The following is a 17,244-nucleotide window of genomic DNA, read 5'->3' as shown; positions in this document are numbered from 1 at the left end:
CGGGGCGAACGGCACGGGCCGATCCTCGGGACATCGGAGAATTCGTCGCGGCCGGGGTGGCCGAGCCTCATCGTAGGGTCAGCGACTGATCGGGTGAAGGTCAGCCGGTGACGCGGTGCCCGGCGCGCTGGAGGGCGGCCGTGCCCTCGGTCAGCCGGACGGTCGGCACCAGCAGATAGTCGGTGTCGAAGGTGGAGAAGGTGAGCACGCTGACCCGTGCCTCGGCGAGCGGGTCGACGAGCGCGGCCAGGCTGCCGGTGCTTGCCAACTGCACCGGGGCGGTGACCCGCAGGCAGCGCCAGACGGTTTCCACCACGGCTTGCGCCGGCACCCGATCTGCTGGGCAGATCACCGAGATCCCGTCGGAGGTCCAGCTCACCGTCACCACGTCGGTGCCGCTCAGCCCGCTCGACAACGCGTACGGCAGGGCGGTGCCGGCGGTCAGCCGGCACACAGCGTATTCCCCTGGCAGCACGGCGATATCGAGCATGAGGGCACCTTACGGCCTCCTCGCGCGCGGCTGAGCCAGCAACGCCGTGTGCGGCTTTGTCGCTGGTCAGACCTCGGAGAAGAAGGTGAGCGAGCCGGCCACGGCACCGTCGGTGAGCACCGGGGTGGAGATCGCGTCGACCGTCGCGTCGGAGCTGTTCGCCGAGGCGGCCTGCACCCGGAGCAATCCGCGGGCGAGTCGACCGGAGGAGAGCGCCAGCAGGGGTGGGATCTTGTCGATCTCGGCCTCGGTCAGCTCGCCCCGGTTGGCGGTGAAGTCGAGAAGGCGTAGCCCGCCGTCGAGCAGCGGTCGCCCGATCAGGCCCCCCGGCTCGCCCAGGCAGAGCAGCTCGCAGCCGGCGGTGGAGATCGCCACCACCAGGGTGTTGGCGTCGATCAGCAGGCACGGCTCGTCGGCCCGGGAGACCGTCGAGGACCACTGGCCGACGTTGCCGGACTCCGGCTCTGTCAAGGCCCGCGCCGCCGGCACGAACGCTTCTGAGAGCGAAAGTTCGACGTGGGCCACCGCGCCTCCTATGTGCACCGATCGACTGTCCACGCTAGCGGGTCGCCGACGGAATCACCGAGCGCACCGGGTCACCGAGCCGCGCAGCGTGAACCGGGGCGGTCGGTGACGGCGCGGAAACCGGTGAGGTCGAAGGGGGGCCGGAGCCGCGTGGCGTCGTCGGTGACGTTACCGGCGGCGGGCCGGCTTGTCAGCGGCCGTTCGGCCCTCGTCGTACCACCGGTAGTCGGCTGGTGGACGGTACGTGCCGTTCAGCCAGGTGCCGGGGTGCTGTGCGACCCGGGAAAGCTTTTCGGCGGTGGCCGGGCTGATCCGGCTGCCACCGGCCACGAGGAGCCGGTCCAGCTCTCGGTGGGTGGCCATCAGACAGTCCTTCGGAAGGCCGTAGACACTGATCACGCCGGAGCCGACGAAGGTCAGCACCGGCGTGACCGGGACGGGTAGCCCCACCGCGTCGGAGAGGGCCTTACTGGCCCGCTTGGCGTCCCGCCGGGACTCCGCCACGTACGGCGGACGCTTGCCGTTGATCTGCACGACGTCCCCGGCGACGAGCACCCTGGCCCGGCCGTGGTCGGCGATGGTCACGGCGAACAGCCCGCTCGGCCCGATGGCGAGGAAGCCGGCGCGCTCGTCCTGACCGCGGTCGAGGACGTCGTTGACGTCGGTGCGCGGCCACTCGATGACGTGCCAGGCAGGCCCGAGGTGGTCGAGTTGACCCAGTGCCCGCGCTCCGGCCGCCTCCAGGCGGCGCGCACCCCGCTCGGCACGACGGCGGCGCGCCCATTCGAGCGGTGTCGGACGGACCGGTTCGAGAACCCCGGGCGACTCGACGCGGGGGTGTGGCACCGCGACGGGCGGCAGTGCCCGAGCGGACGGTACGGCTCGTCGTGCGGGAAAGACAGTCATCGCGACCTCCGGCAAAAGGTCCCTCGAAGTTATGTCCTCACTACCCTACGTTGCCACTACCGGTGTTCGGCAAGCCGGAGCGCCGGAGTGACTACGGATGAATGCCATATTCATCCACAGTTCTTTTCTCGGATGCCGCCAAACCCTGCCCTACGCTGCGGGAGTGACCCACTACGTCGACAGTGAAGTCGGCCGGCTCGGCACTGTACTGCTGCACCGGCCCGGCCCCGAACTGGCCCGGCTCACCCCACGCAACAACGACTCGCTCCTGTTCGACGCGATCCCCTGGGTCGGACGAGCCCAGGAGGAGCACGACGCGTTCGCCGCCGCCCTGCGCGACCGTGGAGTCGAGGTGCTCTACCTGGCCACCCTGCTGACCGAGACGCTTGCCGTCGCGGACGCCCGGGCCGAGCTCACCGAGCAGGTGCTGCGCTCCCGGCGGCTCGGCGACACCCTGCGGGCCCGCGTCGCCGACCACCTCGCCTACCTCGACCCGGCCGCCCTGGCCGACGTGCTCACCGCCGGGCTGGCCCACGAGGAACTGCGGATCAGCTCGGAGCGGCCGGGCGGGCTGGTCTACACACTGATGGACCGGCACGACTTCGTCATCGACCCGTTGCCCAACCTGTTGTTCACCCGCGACTCGTCGCTGTGGATCGGCGACCGGGTCGGTGTCACCAGCCTGGCCATGCCGGCCCGCAGCCGCGAGACCACCCTGACCGACGCCATCTACCGCCACCACCCACGTTTCGCCGGCACCGAGTTCGTCTACCGCCCGAACCTGGAGCACCTGGAGGGCGGGGACGTGCTGCTGCTCGCGCCCGGGGTCCTGGCGGTCGGGGTGGGTGAGCGGACCACACCGGCCGGTGCCGAACGACTCGGCCGGCAGGTCTTCGCCGCCGGCCTGGCGCACACCATGCTGGTGGTGCCGATCGCCCAGAAGCGCGCCACCATGCACCTCGACACGGTCTGCACGATGGTCGACGTGGACGCCGTACTGATGTATCCCAACATCGCGAGCACACTGTCCGCGTACACCGTGATCGCCGGCGCGGACGGCGAGGACCCGCGGGTGGACGGTCCCGCGCCCTTCCTGCGGGCGGCCGCCGACGCGATGGACCTCGACCTGCTGCGGGTCATCGACACCGGGCTGGACCCGGTGACCGCGGAACGCGAACAGTGGGACGACGGCAACAACACCCTCGCGTTGGCGCCCCGGCTCTGCGTCGGTTACGAGCGCAACACCGAGACCAACGCCCAGTTGGAGCGCGCCGGCATCGAGGTGATCCCGATCGCCGGCTCCGAGTTGGGCTCCGGCCGGGGCGGGCCGCGCTGCATGTCCTGCCCGATCACCCGCGACCCGTTGTGAGTTCGGGCGCCGTCTCCGGGAGAAGGCGCCCCAACGCGGCTCAGCGCAGGGTGAGCTGCCGGCCGAGCAGACCCTGGCGGGAGCGCCGGCCGGCGGCGTCGAGCGGGTCGGTGGCGGTCAGCGCCTCGGCGTACCGCTTGGCGAACTGCGCCACCGGCTCCTCCCAGTCGGCCGCCGGAGTGGCCTCCGGCAGGTCCCAGACCGGCACCAGCCGACCGTGCGCGCGGAACATGCCGGCGAACTTGGTCTGCTCGCCGAGCGTCAACGAGCCGGCCGCACCGAGGCGGGCCAGAGCGTCCAGGGCGGCATCCTCGTCGTCCGGCAGCACCCAACGCACGTGTGCCTTCTCCGGGACCTGACACCAGTACGCGGCCTTCGCCGCGGTCAGCCGCACCGTCGGGTAGATGGCCGCGTTCGCCCGTTCCAGTGACGCCTGGACGGTCGGGTCGTCGGCGGCGCCGGGGTCGAGCCAGAACTCGAAGCCCTCGTGCATGGTGATGTCCAGTGGCCCGTCCACGAGGATGTCCTGCAGACGGGGTCCGGGGCCGGGCAGCGGCGGCACGGCCACCTGGCCGCCCGGTTCGGTCCGCAGCGCGCAGAGCAGTGCCTCGGCCAGGTCCCGGGAGACGTCACCAGACTGCTGGTGGCGTTGGAGGCCGATGAGCACCCGACCGTCCGGCTTGGTGATCGCCGGAGCGGCCATCGGCAGCACCGTGGCGAGCGTCGCCGACCGGTCGCCGAACTCCTCGACCAGGGCGGGTGCCAGCCGCAGCGGCGCGGAGGCGGCGGGCACCAACTCGCGCAGCGCGATCCATTCGGCCTCGTCGACCAGACCGTCGAACGGACGCGGCACGAAGACGTCGCGTACCTTGTCGCGGCGGGGGGCGGTGTCGGTGGTGGTGCGCTGGCTCTTTCGACGCTTGCTCACGGCGTCACAGCCTAGAGCCCCGGCCGGCCCACCGTGGGCCGGACCCGCCCGAGCCCGGCTCAGCCCGCCGGCACCAGGTCGGATCGGGGTGCCGGCGCCGGCGCGAACTCCGCCCAGACGCGCTGGCCCATGCCGTCCTGCTCGACACCCCAGCGGGTGGCCAGACCGGCCACGATGTGCAGCCCCCGGCCGTCCGCCGCGTCCGCGCTGGCCGTCCGGATCCGTGGCGCGGTGCTCGCGCCGCCGTCGGTGACTCCGAGCTGGATCAGTGGACCCTGGGTCGAGGGCCGCATCCGCCAGGCCACGCGGACCACTCCGCCGGGCAGTGGCCTGGCGTGCCGCACCGCGTTGCCCACCAGTTCCGCGAGCACCGCGATCAGGTCCGCGAGGAGCATCGGGGGTACGACGCCCGCCAGCTCACCGGCCAGCCGGTGCCGGGCCAGCCGTGCCCCGGCCGGGTGGTGGGGAACCACCACGCACCACGCCTGATCCCTCGCCGCTGCCGCTGCCACCGTCGCCTCCACGTCGCGCCACCTGGGTCAACCGCGCGGTAGCCGCACCTCTGCGACCGTACCGCCGTCGGTCCTCGGACGTAGGGATACCCATCCATTCTGTTGTTCAACGATCCGGCGGACGAGATAGAGGCCGAGCCCGGCCCCCGGGTAGCCGCGCCGGTCGCCGGACTCGCCCTGCCAGAACCTGTCGAACGCCCGTTCCACATGCTCCGGTCGGATGCCGATGCCCCGGTCACTGACCCGGAACGCCACCAGTTGACCGTCCACCGCGGCGGCGATCTCGATCGGCGACTCCGGTGGGGAGTACTTGCCGGCGTTGGTCGTCAGCTCGGTCAGCACGGTGGCCAGGCTGGGTCGGTGGCCGAGCGCCTTGGGCAGGTCGGCCGGGAGGCGGAGCACCAACCGGCGACGCAGGTCCGTCGGCAGGTCGAGGACGGCGGAGCGCAGTGCTTCGCCGAGGTCGAACGGGGTGGGCGGATCGTCACCCGGCCCGGCCTCGGCCGCCGAGCTGAGGAGACGGTCGACCAACCGGGCCAGCTCGTTGGCGCGTTGCCCGATCACCCGGGCCGCCTGCCGCCGGTCGACCTCGGTCAGCGAGTCCCAGTGGTCGGTGAGGGTGTCCGCGTACCCCTTGATCACGGTGACCGGCGTACGGAGTTCGTGGCTGGTCACCGCGACGAACAGCTCCCGGTCATGGTCGCGGCGCTGCTGGTCGGTGATGTCGCGGAAGGTGACCACCCGCAGCGCGCCGGGACCGGGCAACTCGCCGGAGGTGATCCGCAGCCAGCGGCCGTCCGGCATCCGGTGGTCCCGGACCTGACCGGAGGGCGGCAGCGGAAACGGCAGTGGACGGCTCAGCGCCTGCTCGACCGGACGCCCGGTGACCTGGGCGGCGGCCGGGTTCCAGAGTCGGACGTGCCCGTCTCGGTCGACCACGGCCAGCCCGTCGGCGAGGGCCGCCACCACCGGCCCGTCACCGTGCACCGGCAGGCCGCTCTGGTCGCCGTACATGTGGGCGACGCAGGACGCGAGGTAGGCGACCACCCCCTGCCGCTCGGCGTCCGGCTCGTCGTCGCCGAGGTAGAGCGCGTGCAGGCTGCCGACGGTGTGGCCGCCGATCTCGGCCCGCGAGACCACCATCCAGCGCAGGTCACTGCCGGCCAGTTCCCCGGCCAACTTGCCGTTGAGGTGGTCCACCAGCACGTTGCGTATCCGTGGCCCGTTGAGCAGGCAGACCGTGTCCGGGTCGTCGACCGCCAGCGGACGGCCGAGCGCCCAGGCCGCCGCGCCGGTCGCGGCGATCACCCGACCACCTGTCGGACCGAACTCGACGAAGGCCATCCCGGTCGCACCGAGGGCCGGCTGGGCCACCCGGAGCAGTTGGGTGAGGACCGGAAGGCCCGCCTCCCCGGAGTTGATCATCTCGATGATGACTGTGTGACCGGTGAGGAGAGCGGGGAAATCGATACGCTCCGGCATGTGCCGAGTCTGCCCCGCCGACCGGGATTTGGCACCTCTGCCAGGTCAGCGGTTCAGCCGGGCGAGGGCGTACGCCGGCCGATCGGTGATGATCCCGTCCGCGCCGGCCGCCAGCACCAACTCGAGGTCGGTCGGCTCGTTGACCGTCCAGACGTACACCTGGTTGCCGGCCGTGCGCAGTGCCGGCAGCAGCTGCGGGCGGGCCCGGACCAGGCCGATGCCCGGCCCCGCGATCCGGGTGCCGAACGGCAGCCGACCCAACCGCGGCCAGCGGGGCAACACCTCGAGCAGCAGCACGGTGGGCAGCTTCGGAGCGAGTTCGTGCACCCGGCGGACCGCCAGCGGGGAGAACGACATGACGGTGACCTGCACCGGGTCGTCCGGTGCCGGGTCGGCCAGTCCGTACCGGCGCAGCAGGGTGATCAGTCGCCGTTCCACGTTCGAGCCGTAGCGGGACGGGTGCTTCGTCTCCACCAGCAACCGGACCGGCCGCCCGGCGGCGAGCACCGCGTCCAGCAGCCGGGTCAGGGTCAGCAGCCGGGTGTGCGAGTCGTCCGACGGTACGTCCCCGTCCGGCGCGCTGCCCGGATGCCACGAGCCGAAGTCCAGCGCCTCCAGTTCGGCGAGGGTACGCGCGCTGACCAGACCGCGACCGTTGCTGGTGCGGTCGAGCCGTCGGTCGTGCACGCAGACCAGGTGCCCGTCCCGGGTCAGCCGGACGTCGCACTCCAGGCCGTCGGCACCCTCGTCGAGAGCCCGCAGGTACGCGGCGAGGGTGTGCTCGGGCAGGTCGTACGAGGCGCCGCGGTGCGCGAAGACAAGTGGACCACCCATCGCGGCCGCCTCAGATGACCTGGCCGGGCTGCCCGTTCGCGTCGACCACCGGGCGGCCGACGGCAGCCCACTGGCGCATTCCGCCGTCGGCGTTGCGCACCTGCTCCCAGCCGTTGTTGGCCAGGTAGGCGACGACCTGGGCGGAACGCCCCCCGGAGCGGCAGATGACTGCCACCTCCCGGTCGGTGGGCACCTCGGCCAGTCGGGCCGGCAGTTCCATCATCGGCAGGTGGTGGGCGGTGGGCGCATGGCCGGCCGCCCATTCGTCGGCCTCCCGCACGTCCAGCAGGTAGGTGTCGTCGGCGATCTCGGTCACGGGCACGGTGGGAACCTGGGGTCCGAACACAGGAAGCAACACTAGATCCTCGTCGACCGGTTCCGCACCGACCTGGCCGTCGGCACCGTCACAACCGGGTCACCCAGCGCGGGTTGGCCTGTGCCCAGGACGGCATCTGGCGGCCTCGAACCGCCTCGAACAGCCCGTTGCCCCCGTTGTCCAGCACCACGTACGAGACCTCGTCGATGGTTTGTGGGGACGACGGCACCTGGACGCCGCGCATCCCGTCGGGCGGCAGCGCGCGGAGCGCGAGGAGCAGGTCCGCCAGGGGTACGCCGTTCGTGTCGACGGTCAACGAGCCGCCCACCGCCCGGAGCACCTGGTCCAACTTGACCGGGTTGCTCCGCAGATCGGCCCTGCCGGCGCTGTCCAGCATCGCGCGGAGCAGCTGCTGCTGGTGGTGCTGCCGGTCGTAGTCGCCCCCGGGCAGGTCGTAGCGCTGCCGGACGTAGTCCAGGGCCTGCGCTCCGTCCATCTGTTGGCAGCCCACGGGGAAGACACGGTTGGTGTGGATGGACCGGACCTCGGTGTCCACGCACATCTGCACCCCGCCGAGGAGGTCGATGACCTTCCGGAAGCCGGAGAAGTCGATGAGCGCGGCACCGTCGAACCGGATTCCGGTGAGCCGGTTGAGGGTGGCGGAGAGCAGTTGGGCGCCGGCCTGCCCGCCACCGCCGTGCTCGTACGCCGCATTGATCTTGTCTTGACCACCACCGAAGCCGTTCGCGGGCGGGATGGCGACCAGCAGGTCACGCGGGACGGAGACCAGGTACGCCTCCCGCTGGCCGGCCGGCACGTGCACGATGAGGATGGTGTCGGAGCGTTGGTCCGGTCCGCTGCCGCCGGGGCGGCGGTCGGAGCCGACCAGGAGATAGTTGAGCGGCCCGTCCAGGTCGGTGCGGTCGGTGCGGGCGTCGGGGTCGAGCAACTGTTCCTTGGTCACCGTGCGGTCGTACCGGTCGGTGAGTGTCTTGAGCCCGACCACGGCGAGCCCGGCCAGCAGGACGAGGGCCAGGCCGATGCCCAGCATGATCCGCGACCCGCGGGCGCGGCGTGCTCGGCTGGGCGGGGCCGCTCCGGCCCGGCCCGCCACGTTCCGTCCCCACCTGGACGTGACCGCCTCCCCGCAGCCGATACGTGAAACCTGCTCACGTCAGGCTACGGGCGGTGACCGGGTGGTCGCCGGCTTTCCGGGACTTCGGGCCAGCGCCCCTCACTTGCGGGTGGAGATCACCTCGGGGTGGTTGAAGACGAACTCGGCGAGCTTGTCCTGCTTGACCGCCCGGAACATCTCCTTCGTCACGTCGTTCAACGCCTCGGTGCCGTTGCCCGAGCCGTTGTAGGTGCCGTTGTTGGTCTTGAGCATGGTCAGCTCGTTGGCGGTCACCCCACGCATGGTGAAGATGAAGTTCTCGATCGACGCGCCACCGGTGTCCAGCACGAACGCCTTGCCGGCCGCCTTGATCAGCTGCTGGAGCTTGGTCGGGTTGGTCAACATCCCGCCATCGGTGGCCTTCTTCGCCATCGCCTTGATCAGTTGCTGCTGGTTCTGCTGCCGGTCGTAGTCGCCACCGGGCAACCCGTAGCGCTGCCGGGAGTAGTCCAGCGCCGCCCAGCCCTCCATCTGCTGGCAGCCCTTCTTGTGCACCACGGCGGTGCGGGGCTTACCGGTCTTCTTGGCGTCGGCGTTCCACATCGGCTTGCCGTCGACGATCGACATGTGCTTCGACTTGACCTCGTGACTCACGCAGATCCGCACGGTGCCGAGGGTGTCGATGACGTTCTTGAAGCCGCCGAAGTTGATGATCGCCGCACCGTCGAAGCTGATGCCGGTGAGACCCTTGATCGTCTGGGCCATCAACTGGGCACCGCCCTCCCAGCCGCCGCCGTTGCGGGCGCCGGCCTCGAACGCGGCATTGATCTTCTCGGTGCCGCCGGCGTAACGACTCTTCGGGAACGCCGGAATCTGCGCCTCGGTGTCCCGCGGGATGGAGATCAGGTACGCCTGGTCGTGCGTGGCCGGGATGTGCAGGATGATGATGCTGTCCGAGCGGACGTTGTCGGCGGCCCAGCGCTCCCGGGCGTCCACACCGAGCAGCAGCATGTCGATCGGGCCGTCCAGGCTGGCCCCGCCCTCGGCGTCGGACTTGCTCGCGTCACCGAGCAGGTTGCGTTGCGCGATGTCGCCGGTGGCCTGGCCGATCAGCACCTTGCCGCCGACGATGCCCACGCCGCTGCTGAGCATCAGCACCGCCCCGAACACCACGGTCAACCGGGCCCACAGCGGGTCCTTGCGCTTGGTCCGCTTCCTCGCCGACCCTCCGCCACCCACCCGGCCACCGTCGCCGCCGCCGGGCGGGCGACCGCCCGGCCCACCACGTGAGGGGAGTGTCTGCGCCGGTATGGCCGCAGAGACACGGCCGCTGGGGGCGGCGGACCCGGGGGTAGGAGGGCGGCGACTGGCCTGAACCGGCATGCGTGCTCCAGCTCGTGATCAGGAGGGGGCGGCACCACTGTACGTACATCAAATCGTCTTGGCGAGTTCATCCTGGGTCAATCCCGACGCCGATTCACACGAATCAGGTCGATCGGCGCGCCTCGATGACCCGATCGGCGGGTGACGGTCGGCCCGGCGTACCACCGGCCGACCGGGTGCGGTCAGCCGCCGTCCCTGCCCTTCGGCGGGTTGGCCTTGACCCAGTCCGCCATGGTGTCCGCGGTCATGGCCCGGTACATCGCGAGCGCCTTCTCCCGGTCCGAGACCACCACCGACTCGCCGTTGATCGTGTCGCTGCCAGAGTTCGGGCTGGTCACGAAGGTGAGGTTCTGGCCGCGCAGGTTGCGGAACTGCAACGCCATATCAGTAACCGAGAAATCCTGGTCGACGGTTACGGCCGCGGTCACCGACTTGAGGAAGTTGTTGAGCTTCCCCGGGTTCGCCAGCGTGCCGGTGCTCGCCGCCTTGTCCATCAGCGCGCGGAGGAACTCCTGCTGGTGCCGCATCCGGGCGAAGTCCCCGTCCGGGAACTGCTTGCGCTGGCGGATCCAGTCCAGCGCCTCCGCGCCGTCCATGTGGTTGGTGCCCTTGGTGAACGTCCGGTACGGCTTGTGGATCGAGGTGATGGTCCGCTCCACCTTCAGGTCCACCCCGCCCAGGGCGTCGGTGACCTCCTTGAACCCGCCGAAGTCGATCGCCATCACGTGGTCGATCCGGACGTCGGTGAAGCACTCCACGGTGCGAACCGCCAGCGGCAGCCCGCCGAACGCGAACGCGGCGTTGATCTTCGCGCGCTGCCCGGAGTCGCAGGCCGCACCGGCGCTCTCCGGAATCGGCACGTAGAGGTCACGCGGGATGGAGACCAGGTACGCCTCCTGGTGGTCGGCCGGGATGTGCATCACGATGACCGTGTCGGCGCGCCACTGGCTCTTGCTGTCGACCGGCGCGTCCGGGTCCCGTGAGTCGCTGCCGACCAGCAGGATGTTCAGCGCGCCATCCACCGTCTTGGCCGGACGGCCGCCGGTGATCTCCGCGAACGGGTCGGTGCGGGCCAGGTCGTTGTCGAGGTTGCGGGCGTACAACCAGGCGCCCACGCTGCCGAGCAGCGCCAGCACCAGCACCGCGACCCCGGACACGAGGGCGATCCGACCCCACCGGGGGCGCGGCCCACGCCGCCCCGAACCGCCGGGGCCGCCCGGCCCGCCGGGTCCCCGTGGCCCCACCGGGCCGCCGGGCTTGGGCTGCTCCTCGTCGTACGGCGGGTAGAAGCGCGCCTCGGTCGGACGGGCGCGCCCGGAGGCGCCCCGGTCGGGGCCGGGGACCGACGCGCGCCCGGCGCTGCGGTGCAGGTGCGGGTGCGGGACGCCGGCTGACGAGGTCGCAGACATGTCACTCAGGGTACGTAGCGCAAGCCACCGCCGCCTTCAGCCGACACTCAGAGACCGGTGGCGTCGACGATCTGGTTATCCCAGCCGCTCCCGGAAGTACGCGATCGTGCGTCGCAGGCCATCTTCGGGCGCCACCGTCGGCTCGTAGCCGAGCAGCTCGCGGGCGAGCGTGAGATCGGGCCGACGCATCTCCGGGTCGTCCGAGCTGCGCGTGACGTAGGTCACCGACGAGGTGCTGTCGGAGAGTGACACGATCAACTCGGCGAGTTGCCGCATGGACATCTCGTGCTCGGTGCCGCAGTTGACCGGTCCGGTCTCGGTCGAGTCGAGCAGCAGCAGGATGCCCCGCACCAGGTCCTCGACGAAGCAGATGGACCGGGTCTGGTTGCCGGTGCCGTGCACGGTGATCGGCTCGCCGCGCAGCGCCTGCGAGATGAAGGTGGGGATGGCGCGGCCGTCGTCCGGGCGCATCCGGGGGCCGTACGTGTTGAAGATCCGGACGATGGCCCCGTCGAGCCCGCGGTAGCGGTGGTACGCCATCGTCGCGGCCTCGGAGAAGCGCTTCGCCTCGTCGTAGACGCTGCGGACGCCGATCGGGTTGACGTTGCCCCAGTAGGTCTCGCGCTGCGGGTGCTCCTTCGGGTCCCCGTACGCCTCGGAGGTGGAGGCCATCAGGAACCGGGCGCCGTCGGCGACCGCGCGCTCCAGCAGGTGCAGGGTGCCCACCGAGCCGACGCGGAGGATCTCCACCGGCAGTAGGGCGAAGTCGGTGGGGCTGGCCGGCGAGGCCATGTGCAGGATCGCGTCGAACCGCTCGGCCAGCGCCGGGTGGTGGGTCGGCAGACCCTCGGAGATGTCCGCCTCGACGAGCGTGAAGGTCGGCCGGTCCAGCAGGTGAGCGACGTTCTCCTTGGAGCCGGTCACGAAGTTGTCCAGCGCCACCACCGTGCACCCACGGGCGATGAGCGCATCCACCAGGTGCGATGGGACGAAACCGGCACCGCCGGTGACGAGAACGCGATGACCGGAACCGAAGCGCTCAGCAACCTTCATGCTGGTCAGCCTACCGACCCCCGATTACGGCGAGAGGCCCCCTGCCGACGCGTGGCGTCAACAGGGGACCTCTCGGTGCGTGGATCAGTGGGCGCCTGCGCCGGTGAGGGCGCGCACCTCCAGCTCCGCGTACTTGTCCTCGTCGTGCTCCTTGGAGATGACCGTGCCGATCCACCCGCACAGGAAACCGAACGGGATGGAGAGGATGCCCGGGTTGGACAGTGGGAACCACTGCCAGTCGTGATCCGGGAACATCGAGGTCGCCGCGCCGGAGACCACCGGTGAGAAGAACACCAGCAGGACGGCCGAGAGCAGACCGCCGTAGATCGCCCACACCGCGCCGGAGGTGTTGAACCGCCGCCAGAAGAGGCTGTAGAGGATCGCCGGCAGGTTGCCCGAGGCGGCGACCGCGAAGGCCAACGCCACCAGGAACGCCACGTTGAGGTTCTGCGCGTAGATCGACAGGAGGATGGAGATCGCGCCGATCACCAGGGCGGAGATCCGGGCGACCCGCACCTCCTGCCGCTCCGACGTCTCACCCTTCTTCAGCACGTTCGCGTAGAAGTCGTGCGCCAGGCTGGACGACGAGGCCAGCGTCAACCCGGCGACCACCGCGAGAATGGTGGCGAAGGCGACCGCCGCGATGATCGCCAGCAGGGCCGCACCTCCCAGTTCGCCGCCGAAGAAGTCGATGCCGAGCGCTTCGGCCAACTGCGGCGCGGCGGTGTTGCCCGCCTTGTCCTGCGCCGTGATCGCCTGGCTGCCCACCAGCGCCGCCGCACCGAAGCCGAGGGCGAGGGTGAGCAGGTAGAAGGTGCCGATGATGCCGATCGCCCAGAGCACGCTCTTGCGGGCCGCCTTCGCGGTCGGCACCGTGTAGAAGCGGATCAGGATGTGCGGCAGACCGGCGGTGCCGAGCACCAGGGCGATACCCAGGGACAGCAGATCCACCTTGTTGTAGAAGGTCTGTGTCGAGTTGCCGGCGACCTCGACGCCGTACCGCAACCCGGGTTCGAGGAACGCGCCGCCCTTGCCGGATGCCTCGGCCGCCTGGCCCAGCAGTGCCGACAGGTTGAAGTTGAACTTCGCCAGCACCAGGATGGTCATCAACAGCGCGCCGCCCATGAGCAGGAACGCCTTGACGATCTGCACGTAGGTGGTGCCCTTCATGCCGCCCACGGTGACGTAGATGATCATCAGCGCACCGACCATGATGATGGTGGCGATCTTCGCAGTGGACGCGTCCATGCCGAGGAAGGTCGTCCCCGGCTTGATGCCGAGCAGCAACGCGACAAGCGCGCCGGCGCCCACCATCTGCGCGAGCAGGTAGAAGATCGACACCGTGATGGTGGAGACCGCCGCCGCCGTCCGCACCGGACGCTGACGCATCCGGAAGGCCAGCACGTCCGCCATCGTGTACCGGCCCGAGTTCCGCAGCAGCTCCGCGACCAGCAGCAGGGCCACCAGCCAGGCGACCAGGAAGCCGATCGAGTAGAGGAAGCCGTCGTAGCCGTAGAGCGCGATGATGCCGGCGATGCCGAGGAACGAGGCGGCCGACATGTAGTCGCCGCCGATCGCCATGCCGTTCTGGAAGCCGGAGAAGGACCGGCCGCCGGCGTAGAAGTCGGTCGCCGTCTTGGTCTGCCGGCTGGCCCAGATGGTGATGCCCAGGGTCACCGCGACGAAGACCAGGAAGAGCGTGATGGTCAGGTTGCGGGCGGTGTGGTTGCCCGCCTCGGCCGCGAGGAACGTCTCAACCGCGTGAACCGTCTTCACGGGTCACCTCCCCGATCTCGGCGCGGATCCGGTCCGCGATGGGGTCGATCTTCCGGTCCGCGTACCGGGAGTAGAGCCAGGCGATCAGGAACGTGGAGACGAACTGGAGCAGGCCGAAGACCAGCGCGACGTTGATGTTGCTGCCGAACAGCTTCGTGCCCATGAAGTCCCGGGCGTACGCGGAGAGAATGACGTAGAGCGCATACCACAGGAAGAAAGCGACGGTCATCGGGAAGACGAAGCCGCGCAGCGCACGCCGCAGCCCGGCGAACTCGTCCGACCGTTGTACGGCCAGGTACTTGTCCGACTGGGAAGCGGCCGGAGCGGGTGTGTCCGTGGACATCTGTGGATCACCACCTTCACAGGCGTCAGAGGAGTTTCGCGCACCGTAAAGAGCGCGCTCCCCGACAGGGAAGGCTGAGATCGACGCCGGTAGACGAGTGCGCCGAGCGGTTGATTGCGTGCGCCAAGTGACTCAGATCACCACGGTGACCGGTCGGTCGGGTTGAGCGTCCGTTCAGGCCGGCAGCTCGTGATACCGACCGCGGTAGTGCAGCAGCGGAGACGCCTCCCCGGTCAGCTCGACCGTCTCGATGGTGGCCTCCACCAGCAGGCCCCAGCCGTACTCCCGGGCGTTGTCCAGCCGGCATCCGGCCCAGCCGCCGGCGTCCCCCGGCACCGGCCCGTACGGCGTGTCGATCCACGCACCGCTGGCGAACAGCCCGCCCGGAGCGGGGAAGAGGCCGGCGAACCGGTCCGCGAGCTGCCGGTGCGGCGGGCCGAGCGGCGTGACCGCGAACCGACCCGCCTCGTCCACCGCCGCCCAGAGGTCAGACTCCGGGTCGATCAGCCCGAGCAGTCGGTCCGGTTCCCCCTCGGCGACAAGCGTGGACGACACCGTCAGTCCGGCCGGGCCGGGCGCCGTCCAGAGCGTCACCGGCGCGGCGAGGCGCCCGCGCAGTCGGCGGACCGGCGACCGCTGCCCGCTCGGCACCGCGAACGGGTCGGTGGAATGGATCTCGGCGCCCGGTTCTTGATTCACGTGAAACATTGTGCCGCCCCGACCGCGCGCCCAGCCCACGAAGCGCTCGTGCAGGTCGCTGGGTCGGCCACCGAGCTGGGCGAGTTGATCACCCGCCTCCGTCATCAGGGAGCCGAGGTAGATCAGCAGCGCCACGCGGTCGTGCCGGTACTCGGCGAGCAGCGTCAGCCGCGCCGGCTGGCACGGCCAGGGCGCGCCGCAGCCGCGACACCGCCAGAGCGGGCGCATCGGCAGGTGCCGCCGGGTCACCTCAGCGCTCCGCCCCGGCGCGGCGGTCGTGCCCACCGGCTGCGGCGCGGTCCGCCGGCGTCGAGCCCACGCCAAGATCCGAGCAACTTCCCCGATGTTGCTGCCTCCGACCGGCGGGAGACACCAACAACCCTGATGTTGCGCGGATCTTGGCGACGAGCGTCCGGCACAGGCGGCCGAGCGGGCGCGCCCGCCGAGTTTTCCGTGCCCGGCACCGCCGCCGGTCCCGCCGGCTTGCCTTTTGGTACGACCACCGCGTCCCGTTCCTGCCCCGGATGTGCCCGAACACGGCTGATCTCCTCCCGGTGGACGAGGGCCGCCCTGATCGGGGGATCACCGGGGTGGCCCGGCCAGCAGCTCCATCTCGAACGGGGTGCTGGGCTACGGCTCACGGATCCATCCGACGACCCGCTCGTACAGCTCGGCGGCGTCCTCGTCCGGGCGCTCGTTGACGGCAACGTAGTAGAGGCTGCCCACATGCATCGACAGGCCGATTCGGTCGTTGCGGTACTGCTCGGCCAGGCGTACCTGGGCCGGGGCGCACGGCCAGGAGGTGTCGGGCTCGCACGACTGGCATGTCCACTCGGGACGGCGCGGCACGTGCTCGTCCGCGAGACGGGCTTCGACCGCGGCGATTTCCCGTAGGGCCTGCTCGTACCGGCTCTTCATGGCCGCCTGAACGGTGGTGGGTTCCTCGACCACGATCAGACCGGCCTGTCGTCGTAGCGGTGCGCGGCCGATCGGCGCTGCGCCTGGTCGAGCAGTCGCTGGTGAGCGGCCAAGCGGTCGGCGGCGTCCGATGCCTGGCTGGCGGAGAGCCCGCGCCGTCGGCGGATCATGCGGGAGATAAAAATGATCAGGTTGCGCCACATCGACATCCCTTCCGGGTGGATAAGCCGCGGCGGGGCGAGCTGCTGGCCGACTGCACGGCGTTTGGGACTCCCCGCTACCGCCAGCAGTGGTTGCTGACCGGAGCTGATCGACAGCGGGGAGCTACCCGAAAGCTAGTGCACTAGGTTTGGTCGAGCAAGGGTTTCGCGCAACTTGGCACACCAGGTTGTCTGTGATCGACTGGGTGGGCTGACCGGAGGTTTACCCATGGCTAAGACGCCCGCCTATTTGGCGATCGCAGCGGGGCTGCGCGCGGAGATCCAGTCCGGCACTCTGGCGGCCGGCGCGAAGCTTCCCAGCGAAACCACGCTCATGAATCGCTTCGCCGTGAGCCGCACCGTCGCGAAGTGGGCGATTGCCGTGCTCAAGGGTGAGGGACTGGTCGAGGGGCGAGCCGGGTCGGGCGTCTACGTCCGGGCCGCCCGGCGACTGACCCGACACGCTCACGGCCGCGATATGCGCGGCGGCCCGGGCTCTACATCGCCGTTCGCCCGGGACGCGGCCCGAGCGGGTCAGCAGGCCACCTGGGAGCACGACAGCCGCCACGACCTGGCTGACGACCTGATCGCGGTGCGGCTAGGCGTGGAGCCGGGAGCGCCGGTGATGCGCACGGCATACCGGTTCCTCAGCGACGGTGAACCGATCCAGCTGTCGACGTCGTATGAGCCACTGGGCGTCACCGGTGACACACCTGTGGAATGGCCGGAGGCGGGAGCCGCGGTCGGCGTGGTCGCCCGGATGGACGCGATCGGAGTGCACGTCGACGAGTTCGAGGAGCGAATCAACTCCCGGCCCGCGTCGGACGCCGAGGCGGAAGCGCTGGGGCTGCCCGGCAGGCCAGCGGACGTGTACGAGATCAATCGGACGTACTACGCCGCTGGCGTGCCGGTCGAGACGGCGGACATCGTGCTCCCGCGCGGTCGGTACGAGTTGGTCTACCGGATCCGGGTGGACTGACGGCGCGT

At 70.5% G+C, this 17,244-nt stretch carries 19 protein-coding genes; 2 read left to right on the top strand and 17 right to left on the bottom strand.

All coding sequences use genetic code 11. The annotated features are described in order from the left end of the window. Nucleotides 1-100 precede the first annotated feature (100 nt). From AB0O48_RS13070 to AB0O48_RS13060, 3 genes are all read right to left on the bottom strand, one after another. A complete protein-coding gene (locus AB0O48_RS13070; protein ID WP_357242800.1) occupies nucleotides 101-490 on the bottom strand; it encodes an ACT domain-containing protein in 390 nt (129 codons plus the stop codon). A 66-nt stretch (nucleotides 491-556) separates the two neighbouring features. Then, nucleotides 557-1,015, bottom strand: a complete 459-nt coding sequence (locus AB0O48_RS13065) for a hypothetical protein (RefSeq protein WP_357242797.1) — start codon at nucleotides 1,013-1,015, stop codon at nucleotides 557-559. Nucleotides 1,016-1,183: 168 nt separating this feature from the next. Next, nucleotides 1,184-1,921 carry a hypothetical protein gene (locus tag AB0O48_RS13060; RefSeq protein ID WP_365065359.1) on the bottom strand — a complete coding sequence of 246 codons (738 nt, stop codon included), beginning with the start codon at nucleotides 1,919-1,921 and terminating at the stop codon, nucleotides 1,184-1,186. Nucleotides 1,922-2,084: 163 nt separating this feature from the next. Here AB0O48_RS13060 and AB0O48_RS13055 point away from each other — a divergent pair, with 163 nt between their 5' ends. Next, nucleotides 2,085-3,290: an arginine deiminase gene (locus AB0O48_RS13055; RefSeq protein ID WP_357242792.1), complete on the top strand. Its 1,206-nt coding sequence runs from the start codon at nucleotides 2,085-2,087 to the stop codon at nucleotides 3,288-3,290. Between the two features lie 40 nt (nucleotides 3,291-3,330). Here the strand turns inward: AB0O48_RS13055 and AB0O48_RS13050 are convergent, their stop codons facing one another. The 14 genes from AB0O48_RS13050 to AB0O48_RS12985 form a co-directional block, all read right to left on the bottom strand. Next, on the bottom strand, nucleotides 3,331-4,218 hold the full coding sequence (locus AB0O48_RS13050) for a DUF5926 family protein (protein WP_357242789.1): 888 nt from the start codon (nucleotides 4,216-4,218) through the stop codon (nucleotides 3,331-3,333). Between the two features lie 59 nt (nucleotides 4,219-4,277). Then, a complete protein-coding gene (locus tag AB0O48_RS13045) occupies nucleotides 4,278-4,694 on the bottom strand; it encodes an ATP-binding protein (protein WP_357571739.1) in 417 nt (138 codons plus the stop codon). 63 nt (nucleotides 4,695-4,757) lie between these two features. Next, a complete protein-coding gene (locus AB0O48_RS13040; RefSeq protein WP_357571569.1) occupies nucleotides 4,758-6,212 on the bottom strand; it encodes a PAS domain-containing sensor histidine kinase in 1,455 nt (484 codons plus the stop codon). A 45-nt stretch (nucleotides 6,213-6,257) separates the two neighbouring features. Next, the gene (locus AB0O48_RS13035) at nucleotides 6,258-7,046 is read right to left on the bottom strand and encodes a glycerophosphodiester phosphodiesterase family protein (RefSeq protein WP_365065353.1); all 789 of its coding nucleotides are present in this window, start codon (nucleotides 7,044-7,046) and stop codon (nucleotides 6,258-6,260) included. A gap of 10 nt (nucleotides 7,047-7,056) precedes the next feature. Then, nucleotides 7,057-7,392, bottom strand: coding sequence for a rhodanese-like domain-containing protein (locus AB0O48_RS13030; protein WP_357242780.1), 336 nt, complete (start codon nucleotides 7,390-7,392; stop codon nucleotides 7,057-7,059). A gap of 58 nt (nucleotides 7,393-7,450) precedes the next feature. After that, the gene (locus tag AB0O48_RS13025; RefSeq protein WP_357571568.1) at nucleotides 7,451-8,413 is read right to left on the bottom strand and encodes an LCP family protein; all 963 of its coding nucleotides are present in this window, start codon (nucleotides 8,411-8,413) and stop codon (nucleotides 7,451-7,453) included. Between the two features lie 183 nt (nucleotides 8,414-8,596). Continuing rightward, entirely contained in the window at nucleotides 8,597-9,715 is a 1,119-nt protein-coding gene (locus tag AB0O48_RS13020) for an LCP family protein (protein WP_357242774.1), read from the bottom strand. Between the two features lie 326 nt (nucleotides 9,716-10,041). Further along, complete coding sequence (locus AB0O48_RS13015; RefSeq protein WP_357242771.1) at nucleotides 10,042-11,268, bottom strand: LCP family protein; 1,227 nt, start codon at nucleotides 11,266-11,268, stop codon at nucleotides 10,042-10,044. Nucleotides 11,269-11,343: 75 nt separating this feature from the next. Next, nucleotides 11,344-12,321 (bottom strand): NAD-dependent epimerase/dehydratase family protein, encoded by a 978-nt coding sequence (locus tag AB0O48_RS13010; RefSeq protein ID WP_365065347.1) that lies wholly within the window; start codon nucleotides 12,319-12,321, stop codon nucleotides 11,344-11,346. Nucleotides 12,322-12,405: 84 nt separating this feature from the next. Beyond that, nucleotides 12,406-14,097 (bottom strand): cation acetate symporter, encoded by a 1,692-nt coding sequence (locus AB0O48_RS13005; protein ID WP_357242765.1) that lies wholly within the window; start codon nucleotides 14,095-14,097, stop codon nucleotides 12,406-12,408. After that, the gene (locus tag AB0O48_RS13000; protein WP_088950720.1) at nucleotides 14,075-14,440 is read right to left on the bottom strand and encodes a DUF485 domain-containing protein; all 366 of its coding nucleotides are present in this window, start codon (nucleotides 14,438-14,440) and stop codon (nucleotides 14,075-14,077) included. The genes AB0O48_RS13005 and AB0O48_RS13000 overlap by 23 nt, the downstream gene beginning before the upstream one ends. A gap of 174 nt (nucleotides 14,441-14,614) precedes the next feature. Beyond that, nucleotides 14,615-15,367, bottom strand: a complete 753-nt coding sequence (locus AB0O48_RS12995; RefSeq protein ID WP_365065880.1) for a flavin reductase family protein — start codon at nucleotides 15,365-15,367, stop codon at nucleotides 14,615-14,617. Between the two features lie 402 nt (nucleotides 15,368-15,769). Next, complete coding sequence (locus tag AB0O48_RS12990) at nucleotides 15,770-16,090, bottom strand: hypothetical protein (RefSeq protein WP_365065343.1); 321 nt, start codon at nucleotides 16,088-16,090, stop codon at nucleotides 15,770-15,772. 2 nt (nucleotides 16,091-16,092) lie between these two features. Further along, on the bottom strand, nucleotides 16,093-16,260 hold the full coding sequence (locus AB0O48_RS12985; RefSeq protein WP_365065340.1) for a hypothetical protein: 168 nt from the start codon (nucleotides 16,258-16,260) through the stop codon (nucleotides 16,093-16,095). Between the two features lie 226 nt (nucleotides 16,261-16,486). Between AB0O48_RS12985 and AB0O48_RS12980 the strand changes: the two genes are divergently transcribed. After that, the gene (locus AB0O48_RS12980) at nucleotides 16,487-17,236 is read left to right on the top strand and encodes a GntR family transcriptional regulator (protein ID WP_365065337.1); all 750 of its coding nucleotides are present in this window, start codon (nucleotides 16,487-16,489) and stop codon (nucleotides 17,234-17,236) included. Nucleotides 17,237-17,244: the final 8 nt, after the last annotated feature.

It is taken from the genome of Micromonospora sp. NPDC085948 (assembly GCF_040686315.1).
In the GTDB taxonomy this organism is placed as follows: Bacteria; Actinomycetota; Actinomycetes; order Mycobacteriales; family Micromonosporaceae; genus Micromonospora.
This window is presented reverse-complemented; position numbering and strand designations above follow the sequence as displayed.